An 18,773-nucleotide genomic window follows, 5' to 3' on the forward strand; every position below is an offset into this window, starting at 1 on the left:
GTCTGCAGAAAAGAAAAAAGGGTAGCTGGGCTACCCTTGTCGTTCATGCCAATAGATTGGCTAACGTAATGTAACAGCTATGCCGCATGTTACTGTTGGTTCAACATATAACCTCTACTTTGCTACGGCAGTGGTGTAGCAAAGTATGTGTTCAGGTTACACGTTCAAAAATAGCTTCACTTGCTCGACGACGCGCTCTGCAGTTTCTTTGTCTGCCATTTCAGCAAAGATACGTAGTAACGGTTCTGTACCCGAGAAGCGCGCGATCACCCAACCGCCGTTCTTAAAGTACACTTTGGCACCGTCTTCGTAGCTGACTTTTTCAATCTCAAAATCGAATTCAGGCAGGAGCTTATCGACATAGATCTTGCTGTAAAGTGCGTCTTTGTGTGCCGGCTTGAACTTGCAGTCGCCTTCGGCAGTATAGGCGTAGCCATATTTGCCGTAGATTTCATCAAGCAGCTCAGACAATTTCTTGCCCGTCACTGAAATCATCTCAACCAATAGGCTTGAGGCGAACACGCCATCTTTACCTTTGATGTGACCACGAATGGTCAAGCCACCGGAGCTTTCACCACCGATCAGCGAGTCATCGGCTTCCATTTGTGAGCTGATGTGCTTAAAGCCGACAGGCACTTCAAAACTCTTCTCGCCGTGATCTGCGGCGATCTTGTCAAGAATGTGCGTGGTTGCGATGTTACGCACCACAGAGCCTTTCCAGCCTTTGTATTCCAACAAGTAGTAGTAAAGCAGGATCAGGACTTCGTTCGGATGAATAAAGTGACCTTTTTCATCGATGATACCCAGACGGTCAGCATCCCCATCCGTACCGATACCGATGTCGTAACCTTCGTGAGCGACGATATGCATCAGGCGGTAAAGGGTTGCCGCACTAGGTGATGGCATAAGGCCACCAAAGTCGGGGTTTTTACCATCGTTGATCACGTCCACTTCACAGCGACCATTGATCAATACGGTTTGTAGGGCATTTTTCGCCACACCAAACATTGGGTCGATCAGTACGCGTAGATTAGCTTTTTTGATCGCTTCAATGTCGATGAAGTTAATGATTGAATCAACAAACGCATTCATTGGGTTGATGATTTCAATCAGCTTTTCATCAATCGCTTGTTCAAAGTCGACACTTTTGATTTGATCCGCGGTCAGTGTCGCGATTTGCTGTTCCACTTTTTGCGTGATGATTTCATCAGCATCACGGCCACCTTCGATGAAAATCTTAATGCCGTTGTAGTCAGCCGGGTTGTGCGATGCCGTAATACAGGCGGAGTAGGCACAGTTACGTTCTTTGGCTTCAAACATGACGATAGGGGTTGGAACAAACTTGTCGATGAAGCTGACGTTAATGTTATTTGCCGCTAGAACTTCTGAAAACCAACAGGCCGCTTTGTCAGACAGAAAGCGACGATCATAACCGATGATGAAGCCACGATCGGCGACGTTTTCATCGTTAATGATGTTAGATAGTGCTTGGGCCACAAGGCGAACGTTATCTTTAGTGAACTCTTCACCAATAAAGGCGCGCCAGCCACCGGTTCCAAACTGAATCATGATGGAACTCCTATTTCTCTCGTAGATAAACTGGAAAGTGGGGCGCAAAAGGCGCCCCGAAAAGTCTTAGCCCATGATCACTGTAACGGTGTTCACAGAGCCTTCTGGCTGTGGTGCAACCACGCCGTTCACTTGCTCACCGTTGAGAAGGATAGTTTTCACGCCTTTGCTGACGTTATCTGGGTTTTCTACCTTAATTTGGTAGGTCGCCCCTAACCACTGACGTGATACTTCAAAGCCCGGCCAGTTGGTTGGGATACATGGATCGATAGTCAGACCATCAAAGCCAGTACGTACACCCAGAATGAAGTTCGTTACCGCAAAGTAAGCCCAACCTGATGTACCTGTTAGCCATGGGTGGTTTGCACGACCATGATCTTGGTGGTCACGACCCATGATGAACTGTACGTAAGAGTACGGTTCAGCGATACGCTTCTCAATGATGTCGTTTTGGTTGTACGGGTTCAGTGCATCGTAGAACTTCATTGCACGGTCACCACGGCCTAGCTTCGCTTCTGCTACCCACGCCCATGGGTTTGGATGTGAGAAGATTGCGCCGTTTTCTTTTACGCCTTGGTATACGCGTGTCACGAAACCGATGTCATCGTTCGGTGTCGCGAATGACGGTGAGTTCAGGTGTAGGCCGTACTCAGAGAACAGGTTCTCATCGACAGCATCCATCGCTTTCTCGCCACGGTCTTGTGCAACGGCACCAGACAGTACTGCTAGCGTGTTTGACTCAAGGTGTACGCGGCCTTCTTTTTGCTGCGCAGTACCGATCTTGTCACCGTCTTTGGTTAGACCACGGATGTACCAGCCACCCTCGTCATCCCACAGGTGCGTTTCACACGCTTCGCGCACGTTGGCAGCCATCACGGTGTACTTATCAACATCTTCAGTTTTGCCTAGGAATTTCGCTAGGTCGATGAATTCTTGCAGTGCCCAGAAGTGGAGGAATGACACCATGGAAGACTCACCGCCACCCAAGTTTAGACAGTCGTTCCAGTCTGCACGAAGACCTTTACAGATACCGGTTTGGCCAACGTATTCCGCCGAGAAATCCAATGCGGCTTTCATATGGTCGTATACTGTCGCTAGGCCACCGTCAGCGTAAGGGATCATTTCGTTGAAGAAGCTGTGCTCGCCCGTTTCCATCACGTATTTACAGATGGTAGGTACGATCCATAGGTGGTCATCTGAACAGGTGTCGTCGATGCCGTGGATCTTGTCTTCATCCGATGGGGTAGGCACTACCGTTGGTGATTTAGACGGTTTAACATCGGCTTTTTCAGGATCGAACCAATCTGGATCGAACAGGTGCAGACCGTAACCGGCTTTCACCTGACCACGAAGTAGGTCAACCAGACGCTTACGGGTCATGGCTGGGTTAGCATGAGGCACAGAGATCGCATCCTGTGCGGTATCACGGTAGCCCAGACCGGTACGGCCACCCACTTCAATGAACGACGCGAAGCGCGACCATACAACACACGTTTCTGCTTGATACAGCGTCCATGTGTTGATCATGGTATCAAGGCCTTCGTTTGGCGATTTCACTTGGAACTTCGCGCAACGCTCTTCCCAGTGTGCTTTGATGCCCGCGAATGCGTTATCAACTTCAGCCAAGTTTTGGTATTTCGCACGTAGACGCTCACCGTTGCCTTTACCGATACCTAGGATGTAAGCAAAGCGCACTTCTTGGCCTGGCTGAATAACAAATTGCTTATGTAGAGAACCACAGTGGTTGTAACACGTTTGTGCCGTGTTGAAACACTTACCTTGTTCTACAGCTAGCGGGTTGGCTTCGTCGCGGTATGCGCCAAGGAAGCTATCACGTTGACCGTCGTATGAATCTGGGTCAAACGTTGATGCTAGGTAGTAGAAACCTTCGAAATCGTTGGTGTTGTAGTAAAGATCGTATTCGATCACGCCATCGTTGTAAGACGTACCCGCAGAGTACAAAGACATCTGGTGGTTTTGGTTATCTGATTGGATATGGCTGAACGAGAATTCAACAAAAGAGAACGCACTGATGGTACGTGGTTTATCAGATGTGTTTTTGATTACAACATCCCAAACTTCGGCATCTTCACCTTTTGGTACAAACAGTGTCTTGGTCGCTTCAATGCCGTTGTAGTCACACTTGAATTTCGAGTAAGACAGGCCGTGACGCACTTCGTAGCTCGCTTCGTCGAGGCTCTTTGCTACTGGCTGCCATGAGATTGACCAGTAATCACCCGTTTCATCATCACGCAGGTAGACGTAGTGTCCTGGGCGATCGAAGGTAGCGTTTGGACGGAACTTCGTCACGCGGTTGTGCTCAGGTGAATTGTAGAACGAGTAGCCGCCCGCATTATGAGAAATGACGGTGCAGAACTTTTCCGTACCTAGATAGTTGGTCCAAGGCGCAGGCACATCGGGACGCGTGATCACATACTCTCTGTTGTCATTATCAAAATAACCGTATTTCATTTTTTTCAATCCTTTAAGTGTAATCTTTGTTCTGCGTCTTACTCGCAGCGACGGTAATTAATGCCTACCTTGTCTAGGTATGGCAGCTGACCCTTTAAGCGAGCCTTAAAGTCGGGCCAACTACGTTTTTCTGGTGCTGTCCAACCGATTTCAGCCACGGCCAGTAAGCGGGGATAAAGCATGTATTCAAAACGACTTTGGTTGTTGACCAATTCACACCACAGGGCACCTTGTACCCCTTTGATGTTCTGATGTGCCGGATCATCGTGCGGCAGATCCGCCAATGGGCGGTAGCTGTACACATGATCCAAGGGCAACTTACCGGCCCAGTCCACGCCCGGTTCGTCGGCAGAAAAACCCTGCGCCAAATCGAGATAGGTGTACTGTGCCGGTTGCATAACCACGTTGAAGCCGGCTTGCGCGCACTTTTGGCCTGCTTCTTCGCTGCGCCATGAGAAAATCACGGTGTCTTTGCTGACCTTGTCGCCATCAGTGGCTTCTTCCCAACCCATCATGGTTTTGCCTTTACTGGCTAAATGCTCTTCAACAAAACGCAAAAGATGGCCTTGGAGCTCTTTTGGATCGGTGTAGCCGTGCTCCGCCATGAGGGCATGACAAGCCGGGCTGTCTGTCCATACGCCGACCGGTACTTCATCGGCCCCAATGTGCACATAAGGGGCAGGGAAGAGATCACAAACCTCATCTAACACATTGGTTAAGAAGGTATATGTGCCTTTCAGTGCGGGCGACAAGATATTATCAGGGTAGCCCTGAATGCTGCGATATTTTGATCGATCTTGTGGGTCCACCAGCAAATCTGGCAGTGAACGGATCGCGGCGCGGCAGTGGCCAGGGATATCAATTTCCGGAATGACACTGATCCCGCGGTCGGCGGCATAAGCAATCACATCGCGGATCTCTTGTTTGGTATAGTAGCCACCGTAGCGTTGGCTGATGGTCGTAAACTGCGGGACAATCGCTTCGTTCGGCCCGCGCCATGCGCCAATGCGTGTCAGTTCAGGGTAAGCGTCAATCTCAATGCGCCAGCCTTCGTCATCGGTCAGGTGCCAATGGAAGGTGTTGTATTTGTAACGCGCCAAGTTATCGAGCAGGAACTTGATCCGGTCGATACTGTGGAAATGGCGGGCACAATCAAGCATGAACCCGCGGTAACCGTAGTGCGGTGCATCCTGCACTTCGACCATGGGTAGCATGTAGGCCGCTTGTGCTTGATGGCTCGGTTGTACCGGGATCAGTTGGAGCAGTGACGCCACGGCATGGGCAAAGCCGGCTTCTGAACCGGCTTGCAGCCAAATGTGCTCTTGTTCAATCAGCAAATGATAAGCGCCTTCTTGGAGCTGGGCGCAGTATTGGAAGCTGATATGGCCGTTGTCACGCACCGGCATCGGCTCGTGCAACAGAGTCTGTAATTCGTCTTGTAGCCAGCGACAACTGCCTGCCGCTTTTTCATGTGCCGGCGTGATGGCCGTATGCTGTGTTAGACGAAAATGGCCGTCTAACAGCTGCATGGATTGCGGCTCAGGGATCAGCGAGATCGCTTTGGCTGCCGGTAACGGCGTATTGAAACGATCCGAGTTTGCGCCCTGCAAGTTAATGGTGGTCACTTCAACCGGCATCGGTGTAATAAAGCTGCCTTTGCTGGCGGTGCTGAGAAACGCATCAGGGATCCCGTCATCGAATAGCGTGAATGGGGCGGTACCGACGCTAAACTCGGTATAAAAGTGGCTGTTTGGCGCCAATGCATCACCCGTTTCAGGGGTCAGAATGCAGTAACTGCCGACCTGTTCAAGGCTGCCTGTCGTGAGCGTATCAGCGCTGATCCAGCGACCAATCGCAAAATGCAGCGACCAACCCTCGACGGGGCGATCCGTGAGGTTGTGTAACGTTAAGGCAAAGCGTGATTGACGCTCTTGTTGTTCAATCACTGTGAGATCAAGACGATAGCTCATAGTTGCACTCATAATTGATACAGATCGTGGTGACCCTTTGCCATCGCAAGAGCCCCGTCCATGGCATCACCAAGCGGTTTGGCAACGCGTTGCTGCATCGGCGGTGTGAGCCAAGGAATGATCCGCTCCGCAATGCTGCCCATTAAGCAAATGTGTTCTGCGCCACGGGCGACCAATGCTTGCATCCACATTTCTACATCGCGCGCGGTCTGGCTGAGTAGTTCAATGGCGAGTGCATCGCCTTGCTGTGCATGGGCAAAGATAGCCGGTGAGAACTGACCGTAATCACAAGGACGGGCGGTTTTAGACCAACTGACGATGGCGTCAATGTCATGTTGGAAGTGTGCCAGTACTTGCGAAGCCAACGGGGTCATCGGGCGGATATCATCCACCGCCAATAACACCTGTTGGATCAAACGTAATCCCATGACGGCACCGCCGCCTTGGTCTGAAATCGGGAACTCACGGCCACCGACAATGTGTTGCTGACCTTGTGACAAAAAGATCCCGCAAGAGCCGGTGCCTGCAATTAAAATCGCACCGTCATTGCCCGCCCATGCACCTAGGCATGCCCCGTACGCATCCGTATTGAGGGTCACGTGGGCATAAGGGTGGGGCAGCGACATAAATTCACGCCATGACGCTTGTTGTTCGGCGCCCGCCAACGCTAATCCCACCGCCATCTCTGCAAAACTTTCGTTACCGAGGCCGGCTAATTCCGCCGCTGTCGCGATCGCATCTTGGATCGATTGCATGGCGACGGTACCGCCGAGCATGATATTGGCACTGCCGGTTTTCGCTTCGCCTAACAGGGTGCCGTTAAGATCGGTAATGCGGGCGCGGCAAGAGGTGCCGCCGCCGTCAACACCGACGTAGTAGCGAATAGATTTAGTCACAATGGCGCTCCTTAAATTGCAGCGTGATGGCAAGCAGATACCAACCCGCGTGTGGGATCCATTGTTCCCCCCAGCGCCAGTTTTGCAGGATATCTTCCGCCTGAGGCTGTGGGTTAAAGGCGATATCGTGCTCGTTTTCAAAGCCACTGGTGATGCCATTACAGACACCGCCACGGGCGTTGAAGAAGCCTAACTCGGGCAAATAATCTGGGTTGTTGCGCCCATGACCGTCGAGCATAGAAATATCAAACGGGTTCAGTCCCAACAGCCAATCTGTCAAGCGCTGTGCGTAAGTGCGCAAGGCGGCGTGACAGGTGGTGACGGTTGCGTACTGACAGGCAAGGTAAGCCATGCTGGCCAATGAGGCCAAACGGGCATTTTCCCCTTGCCACCAGTATCCGGTTTCATTGTTATGCGGCACAAAGAAGGCGCTGTGTTTGTCGCCATCCACCGCTTTCACGTACTGGCGTGGGTAACCAAACGGGTTCGCCACTTCGGCGGTCAGGGTCAGTTCAAATTGCAAGGCTTGCTCGACCACGGTTGTGATCGCTTGCTGCTGTGCGTCATCGGTTTCGATGTTGAGGTAACGCAACAAGCTGATCACCGGAAGGCCGGCTTCTGCTGCATGGAAATACGGGCGACTGCCGTCGGCATTGGCTGACCAGAAATGGGCGATGTTGTCATCGCTCATTTGGCGGGCTGCCAAGCGGTTGGCCCAGCGGCGTGCTTCGCTTAGGTAGCGAGCATCTTCACTGGCGCGGAACAGATCCGTCGCGGCCAACAAGGCACAGTACTCATCAATGATGTTTTCCGTGCCGTCGTTCAGGTACTGGGTGTTCATTTCCACCAAGTGCCAGTAACCGCGTTCGGCACTGGCGAGATACGTTGACGCGGCGTCCGCGTCAAAGCCTAAGGCGTGCGCGGTTGGTTGGGTCAGCGTGCGGGCAGCAAAGGCTAATGCTGCAATGGCGACGCCGCCACCTTGACGGAAACCGGCGTGATAATCCTCTGACTTGACGCCCGCTTGGGTGGCGTAAGAGCAAATATCACGCTGCTGCGTGTCTTTGCTCCACTTATCAAATACCGTCATATAGAAGAAGCTATCCGGGCTTTGCATACGCTGCAGGAAATCCGCCCCGTGCAATGCTTCTTCCAATAGGCGAACGCGGGTGAAATTCGCCACGCCATCGTCGTCTGCCAATTGTTCAAAGGCCATCAGCATGTTCCAGACGATCATCGGGGTCTGCTGAGGGTTAAAATAGTTGCCATAGGAGAGGTGACTAAAGTATTTGCTCACATCACCGGAGGCATCGTACCAGCCGCCATGGGCATCCACAGTGAGATCACTGCCGAGTATCGGGGCGTTGCGATCGGCTTGGTCAAACTTGCCGCCGCTGCGCTGGGATTTAAAGTAGTGAAGCACATCGCTGAATGTGCGATGCATTAAAAGCCCCTCGGCAATCACAAATGGCGCAGATACCACCTCTCCAACGCGAAGGCGGAATTCACCGCACTGATCCAGTGCGGTGAAGTCCATGGAGTAGGTGTAGCCGGTGTGCCATTGGTCTACCGGACCACAGGCCTTGAGAGGCAGCTGCATAATGGGCGTTGCACGTTGGCTGCATAATACATCGGCAGTGGTGAGGGTTAGCTCGGTCTCTGCCTGCAGTATGGCTTGTTTGGCACCAAAACGTTCATAGCCCAAGTGGTTCGTTAACAGCTGCATTGTTGCTCCAATTATTTTTCGTATAGGTAACAGCGGACAAAGTGGTTCTCTGACAGCTGTGTCACACCCGGTAGGGCGTGGTTACATTTTGCGGTGGCATGTGTACAACGGCCCGCAAATGGGCAGCCCACACTGTCAGGTGTCCAAAGTGGAATTTCACCCTTGTTGCCTTTTAGCTTTTCATGGATCGATTTCTTCGGATCCGGTACGGCTGACACCAGTAGCTGGGTGTACGGGTGTTGTGGATCATGGATGATTTCATCCGTGTCACCCCATTCCACCATGTGACCGACATACATCACCGCCAAATCTTCAGCGATGTAACGCGCCGTTGCGATATCGTGCGTGATGTAAAGCAGAGCCATTTCACGCTCGAACTTCATCTCTTCCATCAGGTTCAAAACACCCGCACGGATAGAGACGTCAAGCATAGAGGTTGGCTCATCAGCCAGTACCACTTCAGCACCCACGGCAATGTTACGCGCGAGGTTGACACGCTGACGCTGACCACCAGAAAGCTGGTGCGGGTATTTTTCCGCCGTGGCTTTCGGTGGGATCAGACCCACTTGCTCTAGCAGGTTGTATACCGTTTCTTCCAATTCTTTCTTGTTGCCTTTGCTGACTTTGTTATGAATAAGCAAAGGGCGTGCAATGTGGTGGAAGATAGTATGAGTAGGGTTCAGCGACCCAAACGGGTCCTGCCATACCATCTGCACACCTTGACGGTATTGCATCAAATCGTCTTTTTTCTTGATGTCTGCAATGTCACGGCCGAAGTATTCAATGTGGCCTTGTGTTGGCGCATACATCTTGGCGATCATTTTGGCTGTGGTGGATTTACCTGAGCCGGATTCACCGACCACAGACAGACCACGGCTTTTGTACATCTTGAACGACACGTCGTTAATCGCTCGCATGAACGGTTTTTTCAGCGAGTTACTGCTGATTTGGAAGTCCTTGATCAGGTTCTTCCCTTCAATAATCGGTTGTCCAGTTGGCTTGCTCATCATGCCTCCTTATTCTTCTTATTAACTGCGCTTCGTGAATAGGTGGCAGTTGCTTAAACGGCCTGGTTCAATTTGGCAAAGCTGCGTGGCTTGTGTGAAACAAGCGTCATGCGTTTTGCTGCAACGTGCTTGGAAACGGCAGCCTGTCGGGACTTCCAACAGGTTAAGCGGGTTACCCGGGATCCCGGTTAAACGGGTTTTCGGCCCGGTTAACGGTGGGAATGAACTGCCCAACCCTTCAGTGTAAGGGTGGAAAGGGGCTTCCAAAATCTGCTTAGACGGCGCAACTTCAATCAACTCACCGGAATACATGATGCCGATGCGGTCAGAGAACTCGACCATCAACGACAGGTCATGGGTGATAAACAAGATAGAGAAACCAAACTCTTCTTTCAGGGCGTAGATCTTTTGCAAAATCTCACGCTGTACCACTACGTCAAGGGCCGTTGTCGGCTCATCCATGATGATCATTTTCGGGTTCAGGGCCAGCGCAATGGCGATAACCAAACGCTGACGCATGCCACCTGAGAACTGGTGCGGGTAGTCACGCAAACGGTTCGGGTGAATATCAACGATTTCCAGTAAGCCTTCCGCACGGCGGATAGCCTGCTGACGGTTAAGCGTGGTGTGACGCATGATCACGTCACAGAACTGCTCTTCCATCGTCAATACTGGGTTCAGGGCGTTCATCGCACTCTGGAACACCATCGACATCTGGCTCCAACGGAAGGCCGTCATGTCGTTATCACTGAGTTTTAGAATGTCGCCGTGGCCATCAAAAATCACTTCACCACCGGTAATGAATGCAGGCGGCTTATGCAGGCGCATGAGCGAGAAGGCAACGGTGGACTTCCCACAGCCTGACTCACCGGCCAGGCCAAAGATTTCGCCTTTACCAATGTCAAAGCTGACATTGTTTACGGCACGCACATCGCCGGACTCTGTGATGTAATCAACACACAGGTTGCGAATGGAGATTTGTGGGTTCGTCATTATTTCTCTCCCCCTTCAAGGGCTGGCTTAGCTGTTACGACAGCGTCAGCGGCTTTTGCATTTTTCTGTTCAGCAAGGTTTTTCCAGCGACGCATGCCTTTGTGCGAGCGTAGCTGTGGGTTAGCAATTTCATCGACTGCGAAGTTCAGAAGCGCTAGACCAATCGCGATGAAAATCAAGGCAATACACGGAGCCCATAGTTCCCACCATGCGCCAACCAACATAGACGATGACGTACGTACGTTGTTCAGCATCACACCCCAGCTGATAGAGCTTGGGTCACCAAGGCCAAGGAATGACAAGGTGGCTTCGGTCATAATGGCCAGCATTACAGAGCCGATGAAGCTTGCGCCGACGATAGAAACAAGGTTCGGTAGAATCTCAACGAAGATGATGCGCCATGAAGATTCACCCAGTACTTCTGCTGCTTTAACAAACTCTTTCTCACGCAAAGACAAGGTTTGCGCTCGGACCACACGTGCACCCCAGGCCCAGGAGGTCATCCCTATGACAATGGCAATCGTGAGTGGCCCTGCCTGCCCGATAAAGGCTGCAATAACAAACAGCAGTGGGAACTGTGGAATAACCAGCATGATGTTCATTGCGGCGGTAAGTACGTCATCAATACGTCCCCCGAAGTAGCCCGCAGAGACACCGATAACGGTTGCTAAGAAACACACCACGATACCGGCACTGAAGCCGACCGCCAGTGACGTACGTGTGCCGTACACCACCTGAGACCAAATATCACGGCCCATGCGTGAGGTGCCCAGTACGTGTTCTGCTTTTTTCGACATCAGCAGCGTACGCTTGTTATCAGCCAGGTTCTCAGCAATCCAACCTTCAGGGTTGCTCTGCGCGGCTTTTACCACAAACGCAGGGTATTCATGTGGGTTACCACTTTTACGGTCTGGTGCGTGTTCGGTGATAAATGGCGCAAACGCCGCACCAAAGATAAAGATAGCGATAATGATCAGGCCACACAGGGCCTTGCCGTTGTTTGACAGTAATTTGATTAAGGCTTTCATGATTATTTGCCTCCCTTACGTAGACGTGGGTCAAGGGCTACAATCAGCAAGTCCGCTAAGAAGTTAAAGAACAGCATAAACAGGGTCATGATCAGTAGCTGGCCTTGCAGTACCTGGTAGTCACGGCCATTGATGGCGTTTAGCAGTACCGTACCCAGACCTGGGTAGTTAAAGATGATTTCGATGATCAACTGGCCACCGATAGCCATACCCAATGCCATAGACAAGGCAGTGACACTTGGTAGCATGGCGTTACGTGCTGCGTAGTTGAAGACAACGCGGTTCTCACTCAGGCCTTTACCCTTCGCCATGGTGATGTAGTCTTCGTTAAGCAGGTTGATCATGTTGTTACGCATGCTGATCAAGAAGCCGCCAATCTGAATGATGGTGGCACAGATAAGCGGTAGCACAGCATGGTGAAGAATATCTTTGTAGAACGCCCAGCTTGTCCAGTCGGCAACCACACCTGGGGTGTAGGCATAACCGGAAGGGAACCATTTTAAGCCGATGGCAAAGGTGTAAAGTGCCAGCATGGCGGTTACAACAGCAGGCACCGCCTGCACAACCAACATGGCTGGAGAAATAAAGGCATCGTACTTACTGCCGCGCTTCCAAGCGGCGAAAATGCCGAGGATAGAACCGATACAGAAAGACAAAACAACCGCAGTACCTGCAAGGAACAGTGACCAACCTACGGCGTTACCCAACATGTCGTTAACGGTTTGTGGGTAGGTCTGGATAGAAATACCCAGGTTCCAGCTCAAGATACTTTTTAGGTACGTAAAGTATTGCTCGTACAGCGGGCCATCGACGAAACCTAATAGTTTGGTCATTGCCGCAATACGCTCAGGGGTTACCTGTACCGTGGCGTTAGCAAACATCATGGTAACGGGGTCACCAGGCATCGCACGCGGTATAATGAAGTTAATCGTAGCGGCCACGAGGAACGCTATGAAGTAAAATGATAAACGTCGTAGAAAAAATCCCATAACTCACACCTTTCCATACCAACCACACTCCCGAGGCTGGATTCAGGACGAAAAACCCCCTGACGACTAGCGCCATGCTTGACAGTTAAAGAGGGGGAAGAGGCGGTGCGCAAGGCGCGCACCGCAATTTAAGCAGAAATTACGCTTTTGGCTTAAGGTCTAGCACTTGAAGGATACGCTCCTGAACACCAGCCCAAATCATTGGACGGCCTTTAGGATTGTTTTCGTTCCACCAACCGTCAAAACGAGTGGTGTTGTACTGGAAGTTAAACGCACCTGTCATAACAGGAACAGTGATTTGGTTTTCAGCGATGATCTTCTGGATACCGTGAGCAATTTCTAGCTGCTCTTTACGGTCTGCCGTTTTGTAGAAGCTGTTTAGTAGCTTATCTAGCTCAGCATTCTTGAAGTGGTGCATCGCGAAACGTGGCTTACCTTCACCTTCTTGTAGCGCAGAGTTGTAACCATCGTTCCAGTAAGTGTGTGGATCCGCACCTAGGAAGTAGTTGGTGTAAGCAACATCGTACGTACCGTCTTGCATTGCTTTGTTGTATACAGCGAAGTCAGGCGTACGTGCTTTCGCATTGATGCCCACTTCTTGTAGCTGCTCAACACCTAGCTGAACGGTGTTGTTGAAGTCAGTCCAACCGTTTGGCGAGATGATTTCAAATACGATTTCTTTACCGGTTGGGGTTTCAACGAAGCCGTCACCGTTTACGTCTTTAAAGCCTGCTTTCTTCAACAATGCTTTCGCGTTTTTCGCGTCATAGGTGTTGAAGCCTTTGTACTTGTTGTACACAGAAGCATCAGACCAGCTCTTATGCGCGTCGCCTAGGCCAGACGCATAATCGTTTGGTGAACCGTTACCGTAGAAAGCGATGTCAATGATGGTTTGACGGTCAATCGCCATAGAGAACGCGCGACGGAAATCAACGTTGTTGATCGCTTCGTGGTTGCCCTTGTTTGGCGACTTGAAGTTCACAAGGAATGACTGAGTACCTGCTGCTGGGTACCAGTACTTGTGGTTCGGGTTCGCTGCTGCGTAAGTGCTGTCGATGTCAGGAATGAACGATGAAGTCCAGTCAAGCTCAGAGTTGATCACTTTAGCAAGAAGCTGGTCGTTACCTGCGATCTGAGGCATACGTAGACAGTCAACGTCTAGGTTTGCTTTATCCCAGTAGTTCGGGTTCTGACACTGGATGTATAGCTGAGGGGTGAAGGTGTCAATCGTGGTGAATGCACCAGAACCTACTGGGTTTTCGTTCGCGAATGACTCAGGGTTCTTCACTTTGCTCCAGATGTGCTTAGGAACAAACGATACTTTAGCGATTTCAAACGGTGCGTTTGACGTTGCTTCAGTTAGGTCAAAAATAACCTTGTTGCCTTGAACTTTAGCGCCTTTCACCCATGCGTTGATACCGGTGCGGTCTAGCTCAGGCTTCTGCTGTAGCAACTCGATGGTGTAAGCCACGTCGTGTGCAGTTAGCGGTTTGCCATCAGACCATTTTAGGCCGTCACGCATTTCGAAGGTTACTTGCATTAGGTCGTCAGACATGTAGTAGTCTTTCGCCAAGCGCATAACCGGCTCGTTACCGTGCATTTGGTTGAAGATAACAAGAGGTTCGTACATGAACTCAGTTGTTGTATGCAGGCTTGTATCTAGGAATGGGTTAAAGTTACGCACCATTGTAGGGTAGAACTGAGGTACGATTGTTAGCTCACTACGTTCAGCTGCAGAAACTACTGGAGCGGTTAATGCAGATGCGGCTGCGGCAATCACTGCCATGGCTAACTGAGTTTTCTTTATATTGGCAAGCATAGCTGTTCCTTACTCTTTGCTTTTTGTTTCACTTATTGAAAGCCCCGTAACTACGGGGAGCTGCAGAGCCTACTTCGTCTGGGGTGAGTAACGCGACCCAATTCGAATGGCCTTGTAGGCTCTTAGTGCCCTTAGGAAACTCCGGAATAACAATTCGGTCAATCTAACTTCCCGTTAAAAACGTCAAATCCCGTCATTCATCCGTAAAAAACGTTAATTATCGAGTGTGATCTTACGCTGGGTTGGGATGTGCTTGTGCTCAATATCACATTCGGCGCTCCTCGTTACATTTTGGTGTCTGTTGCTATTTTCAATAAAAAAACAGTAACTTACGGTATTTATTTTTCTCTGTGAATGTAACGGCGTTATTTCTTAGGGTTAATTCCTTCCGGAAAATTTTTGGTCTGGATTTGTTGTGATTGGCTTCTCATAAACTGAAACATTTTCCTTGATCTGGCGTTTTTCATGGCGGGTAGCCCCTTATTGGAGGGTTTTTGACCGTTATTTCGGTTCGGTAAAAACCGTTTTTTTGCGGTTTTAAAGTGATATTTTGAGGCAGAAAAAAGCCTGCTCGGTGAGCAGGCTAGGGCGGTTGGATACGGGCGTCTGTGGCCGCTATTGATGAATAAGCTGCTGTAGCTGTTCTTTCATTTTGACCAGTTGCTTGCGGCCTTCAGGGTGGCTGTGACTGCGTTCTAACACAAAGTCGATGGTACTGAGGACCGTGCGCCAACGTGGGGTTTTGGGTAAGGTTTCGACATGCAAGTATTTATCCAGCGTGCGCGTTTGCAGCGTACTGCGGTCAAGGTAGACTCGCCACAGGCCACTTTCTTCAGCCAATTCAAATTTGCTCTTGTGGTTGCTGCTCTCCCACACTTTGAGGGTGTGTTTCATGATTTCAACCAGCAACTCGCGTAACGTATCGCCGCGGCTTTTGCCATCGGTATCGAGTTTGTCAGCCAAATCACTGAACTCATCGCCCAGATGACGCAGGGTATCGAGTTGGTGACGGTCACGGTTAAAGGCAAAGCCGGACAGCACCTCAACGGCTTTTTCTAGCACTTGGATGCGGTGTTCTTCTGTTGGCCCATGGTTGTCAAAAATGAACATGCGCAGCAGGCCCGATTCCTCCGGTAAATTGATCACATCGGTATCGAGTGCGGTTAATCCATCGCCGATGCGGAACATCAGGCTGCCGTGGAAATGGTGGCTGTTACTGATGTCGTCCGGCAGATGGGTCGCGAGGATATCGTCGATTTGGTGGCGTTCTATCTGCTCAGGGGCGCGGCCAAATAAGGCGCCCGCCGCGCCGTTCGCGTAGCGAATACGCCCGCCGCTTTGCACACAGATGATGGCTTCATTGGTTGACTCGAGTAGCCCCAGCAAGCGGCCTTGGGTTTCGATGAGCCCCGCTTCCACTTGTTCACGGCGTTGAATTTCTTCGGCTAGCCGTGCATTTTCGTGGCGCTGGCGCTCGGTTTGACCGGCTTTTAAGTGTGCCCCGATACGCGCAATGAGCTCTTCTTTATTAAACGGCTTGGTCAGGTAATCATTGGCGCCGCATTCAAAGCCGCGGATCCGGTCTTGTACTTGTCCCAATGCCGACAGCATGATAATCGGTAACGCTAATACATCGTATTGCTGGCGGAGCTGCTCACACACTTCATAGCCTGACATTTCCGGCATCATGATATCTAGCAGCATCAACGCAGGCTCGTGGCTTTCCACCAATTTCATCGCTTGCGCGCCGTTTTCTGCCGTGATCACGCGGTAGCCTTCCAAGCGTAAGAAATTATTCAGCACTTGCAGGTTCACCGGTTCATCATCGACGATCAGTAGCAGCTCACCGTCTGGGTTTTCGGCAATCGATTCTGTCTCACAGAACGCGGTTTCTGCTGCGGGTGCTTGGAAATGCAGGCCTCGGTGAGACAGCTGGCTGCTGGCGATGTCATCTTCTGAAGCCAGGTTCAGCGTGAAACTGAAGGTGGTGCCGATCATTGGCTGACTGCTGACATACAAGCGTCCGCCCATCAGTTCAATCAACTGGCGGCTGATGGACAGCCCAAGCCCCGAGCCCTGACGGTAGTTGGCCGAATGGGTGTTGGCTTGGATCAGGGGTTCAAAGATGTGCTCCAGCTGTTCGGCAGGGATCCCTTGGCCGGTATCCACTACCTGAATCCGAATTTGATTCTCCAGCATGGTCGCGGAGAGGATGATTTTCCCTTCAGAGGTGTACTTTATGGCATTGCCGACCAAGTTATACAACACCTGCTCAAGGCGCTGCTCATCGGCCAGCACCGGCGGTAAATCGTCAGGAATTTGGTTGATGATGCGTACCGGTTTGGTGCCCAGTAGGTGGCTCGACAGTTCCAGTACCAGACGCACCGCCGAAGAGACATCCACTGCGTGGCGCTGAATGTCCATGTCACCGTAGCGCATTTTGTGGTAATCGAGCAGATCATCGACCAAGTTGGTCAGGCGCTGGCCGCTGCTGATCATGATTTCCAACTGGCGACGCTGTGAACGCTGTACTGGCCCGTTGGCTCCCGCGAGCAAGGATTCGGCGATCCCGACCATGCCATGGAGCGGCGTGCGCAGTTCGTGCGAGGTGGTCGCCAAGAATTCATCTTTCAGTTTATCGGCGGTTTGTAGCTCTTTGTTTTTCTGTTGGATCACCGTGAGGTTCTGTTCCAGCTCGGTATTTTGCTTGCGGATCAGGCTCATTTTTTCACGGATGGAAGACTGCATGCGGGCAAAGCTGACCGCAAGGCGACCGATTTCATCGCTGCGTTCAGTACTTTCAATCTTCTGCTCCAAATCCCCTGCCGATGCGCGTTCGGCCGCCCAGGTTAAGCGCAAGAGCGGGGCAGTGATGGAATTGGACAGCCAGTGTGAGGCAATGATCACCAGTACGATGGCGGTGAGCATGGCCACCCAGAAGATGATTTCCAGCTGGCGAATGCGGGCAAAGGCCTCTTCCTCCGGTAATTCGACGATCAGCGCCCACGGGGTCCCGTCCATGATAGGGAAAGGGGTAAAGGCACTCAGTACCGGCACGCCGTTAAAATTGGCAAAACGGCCGACACCGCTGTCACCGACCAGTGCCTGATCAATGCTCGGGCTGGAATAGGTCAGCGGCTTGTCTGTCACCATCGGCAGGCGAGAGCGGTGATCGTGGCCGATCAGCAGGGTTTGCACCGAGTGATTACCCATGTCGGATTCGTTCAAAATCTGCTGCAGCGACGCGTTACTGAGCTTAAAGAAGACGTAACTGTGCAAGTAACCTTGCTGAATGATCGGGGCGGCGAACCAGGCTGAGAGATCTTGCTGGCCCGGCTCACGACTGAAATCGGTAAACACCACCGGGACGCGGTCTTGCTCGTCTTTGGCGTTGTCGGTTTGCTGCTGAATGGCGGCAAAGGTCTGGCTTAGTGCGGGGTAAGCGTGGGTTGTTTGCTGCAGATTGATGCTGAACGTATCGGGATTATGGGCGGAATAGACAATGTTGCCCTTAATATCGACCAGCAAAATATCCGTAAACGGGGAGCGTTTAAGGTATTCGTCATAGGCCCAGTTGTAGCGCTTGTACATCAGACGATAGCGTTCATGGCCGACATAGTTACCATTGTGCTGGGTATTGAGAGATTTAGTCGTCAGGGTTTCGGTGTAATAGCGACTGCGGCTGGTGGTTTCCAGCGCCACTGACAGATCCCCAAGTTGATGATAGGCGCCGACTAACCCATAGAAGCGGCCGCCACTGGCATTGGCCAATTCGGAGCGGGCAAAGCTCTGCACTTCCGATTCTCGTGCGGCAAAAAAGCTGTTGAGCTGGGTGCGTTTGTTGTCGAGCAGCGATGCCAAATGGTTGGTGCTTTGCTCTTCCAGATCGGTGCTGTGAGAATTCAGAAAGAAAAGGGCGGAGAGGGTTAATGGGGTGATACTCAATACTAAAAACGCCAACATTAACGTGTGTTGAAGGCGCTTGAAACGGGTAGTCTTCTGCATTCCGGTGCCTGAAATTACCTGTGGGATAAAAACAAAAAAACGGATAAGCCGCGGCTTTACCCATTGTTATTTGGCGTTTTTTACCGAAAAAATTGACGAAATTAACGAGAGTGAAAACCGGTAAATCACCATGTCCCTTTTTATACGTTGTTTTTTTGCTGAGGCAAGGAAGGGATCGGGGAACCGTGTAGCGTCACACAATTTTGACGGTATTTACGGAGTGAACGGCGAAGGATTTGCCCAGAATGACTCAAAACACACGAGGAGAGACAGGGAAGCGTGACGGTTCAGAAAAGGCG

Annotated in this window: 11 protein-coding genes; all 11 read right to left on the minus strand. The window is 51.2% G+C overall.

The window, feature by feature from the left end; genetic code table 11:
- Nucleotides 1-156: 156 nt before the first annotated feature.
- The 11 genes from ACSF8W_RS18390 to ACSF8W_RS18440 all read right to left on the minus strand — a co-directional run bounded on the left by ACSF8W_RS18390 (nucleotide 157) and on the right by ACSF8W_RS18440 (nucleotide 18,474).
- On the minus strand, nucleotides 157-1,569 hold the full coding sequence (locus ACSF8W_RS18390; protein ID WP_500848618.1) for a phosphoglucomutase/phosphomannomutase family protein: 1,413 nt from the start codon (nucleotides 1,567-1,569) through the stop codon (nucleotides 157-159).
- A 66-nt stretch (nucleotides 1,570-1,635) separates the two neighbouring features.
- Nucleotides 1,636-4,041: a glycoside hydrolase family 94 protein gene (locus ACSF8W_RS18395; protein WP_500848619.1), complete on the minus strand. Its 2,406-nt coding sequence runs from the start codon at nucleotides 4,039-4,041 to the stop codon at nucleotides 1,636-1,638.
- A 38-nt stretch (nucleotides 4,042-4,079) separates the two neighbouring features.
- Nucleotides 4,080-6,011 carry a beta-N-acetylhexosaminidase gene (locus ACSF8W_RS18400; protein WP_500848620.1) on the minus strand — a complete coding sequence of 644 codons (1,932 nt, stop codon included), beginning with the start codon at nucleotides 6,009-6,011 and terminating at the stop codon, nucleotides 4,080-4,082.
- 8 nt (nucleotides 6,012-6,019) lie between these two features.
- Nucleotides 6,020-6,895, minus strand: coding sequence for a glucosamine kinase nucleotide-binding domain-containing protein (locus ACSF8W_RS18405; protein WP_500848756.1), 876 nt, complete (start codon nucleotides 6,893-6,895; stop codon nucleotides 6,020-6,022).
- Between the two features lie 4 nt (nucleotides 6,896-6,899).
- On the minus strand, nucleotides 6,900-8,633 hold the full coding sequence (locus tag ACSF8W_RS18410; RefSeq protein ID WP_500848621.1) for a glycoside hydrolase family 9 protein: 1,734 nt from the start codon (nucleotides 8,631-8,633) through the stop codon (nucleotides 6,900-6,902).
- Between the two features lie 11 nt (nucleotides 8,634-8,644).
- Complete coding sequence (locus ACSF8W_RS18415; protein ID WP_500848622.1) at nucleotides 8,645-9,640, minus strand: ABC transporter ATP-binding protein; 996 nt, start codon at nucleotides 9,638-9,640, stop codon at nucleotides 8,645-8,647.
- A 21-nt stretch (nucleotides 9,641-9,661) separates the two neighbouring features.
- The gene (locus tag ACSF8W_RS18420) at nucleotides 9,662-10,633 is read right to left on the minus strand and encodes an ABC transporter ATP-binding protein (protein WP_500848623.1); all 972 of its coding nucleotides are present in this window, start codon (nucleotides 10,631-10,633) and stop codon (nucleotides 9,662-9,664) included.
- Nucleotides 10,633-11,661: an ABC transporter permease gene (locus ACSF8W_RS18425; protein ID WP_500848624.1), complete on the minus strand. Its 1,029-nt coding sequence runs from the start codon at nucleotides 11,659-11,661 to the stop codon at nucleotides 10,633-10,635. Before ACSF8W_RS18425 ends, ACSF8W_RS18420 begins: the two co-directional genes overlap by 1 nt.
- Before the next feature lie 2 nt (nucleotides 11,662-11,663).
- The gene (locus ACSF8W_RS18430) at nucleotides 11,664-12,650 is read right to left on the minus strand and encodes an ABC transporter permease (protein ID WP_500848625.1); all 987 of its coding nucleotides are present in this window, start codon (nucleotides 12,648-12,650) and stop codon (nucleotides 11,664-11,666) included.
- A 139-nt stretch (nucleotides 12,651-12,789) separates the two neighbouring features.
- Nucleotides 12,790-14,469 (minus strand): ABC transporter substrate-binding protein, encoded by a 1,680-nt coding sequence (locus ACSF8W_RS18435; RefSeq protein ID WP_500848626.1) that lies wholly within the window; start codon nucleotides 14,467-14,469, stop codon nucleotides 12,790-12,792.
- A gap of 615 nt (nucleotides 14,470-15,084) precedes the next feature.
- Nucleotides 15,085-18,474: a response regulator gene (locus tag ACSF8W_RS18440; RefSeq protein ID WP_500848627.1), complete on the minus strand. Its 3,390-nt coding sequence runs from the start codon at nucleotides 18,472-18,474 to the stop codon at nucleotides 15,085-15,087.
- Between the last annotated feature and the right edge of the window lie 299 nt (nucleotides 18,475-18,773).

This window comes from Photobacterium sp. 270122K (genome assembly GCF_059941365.1).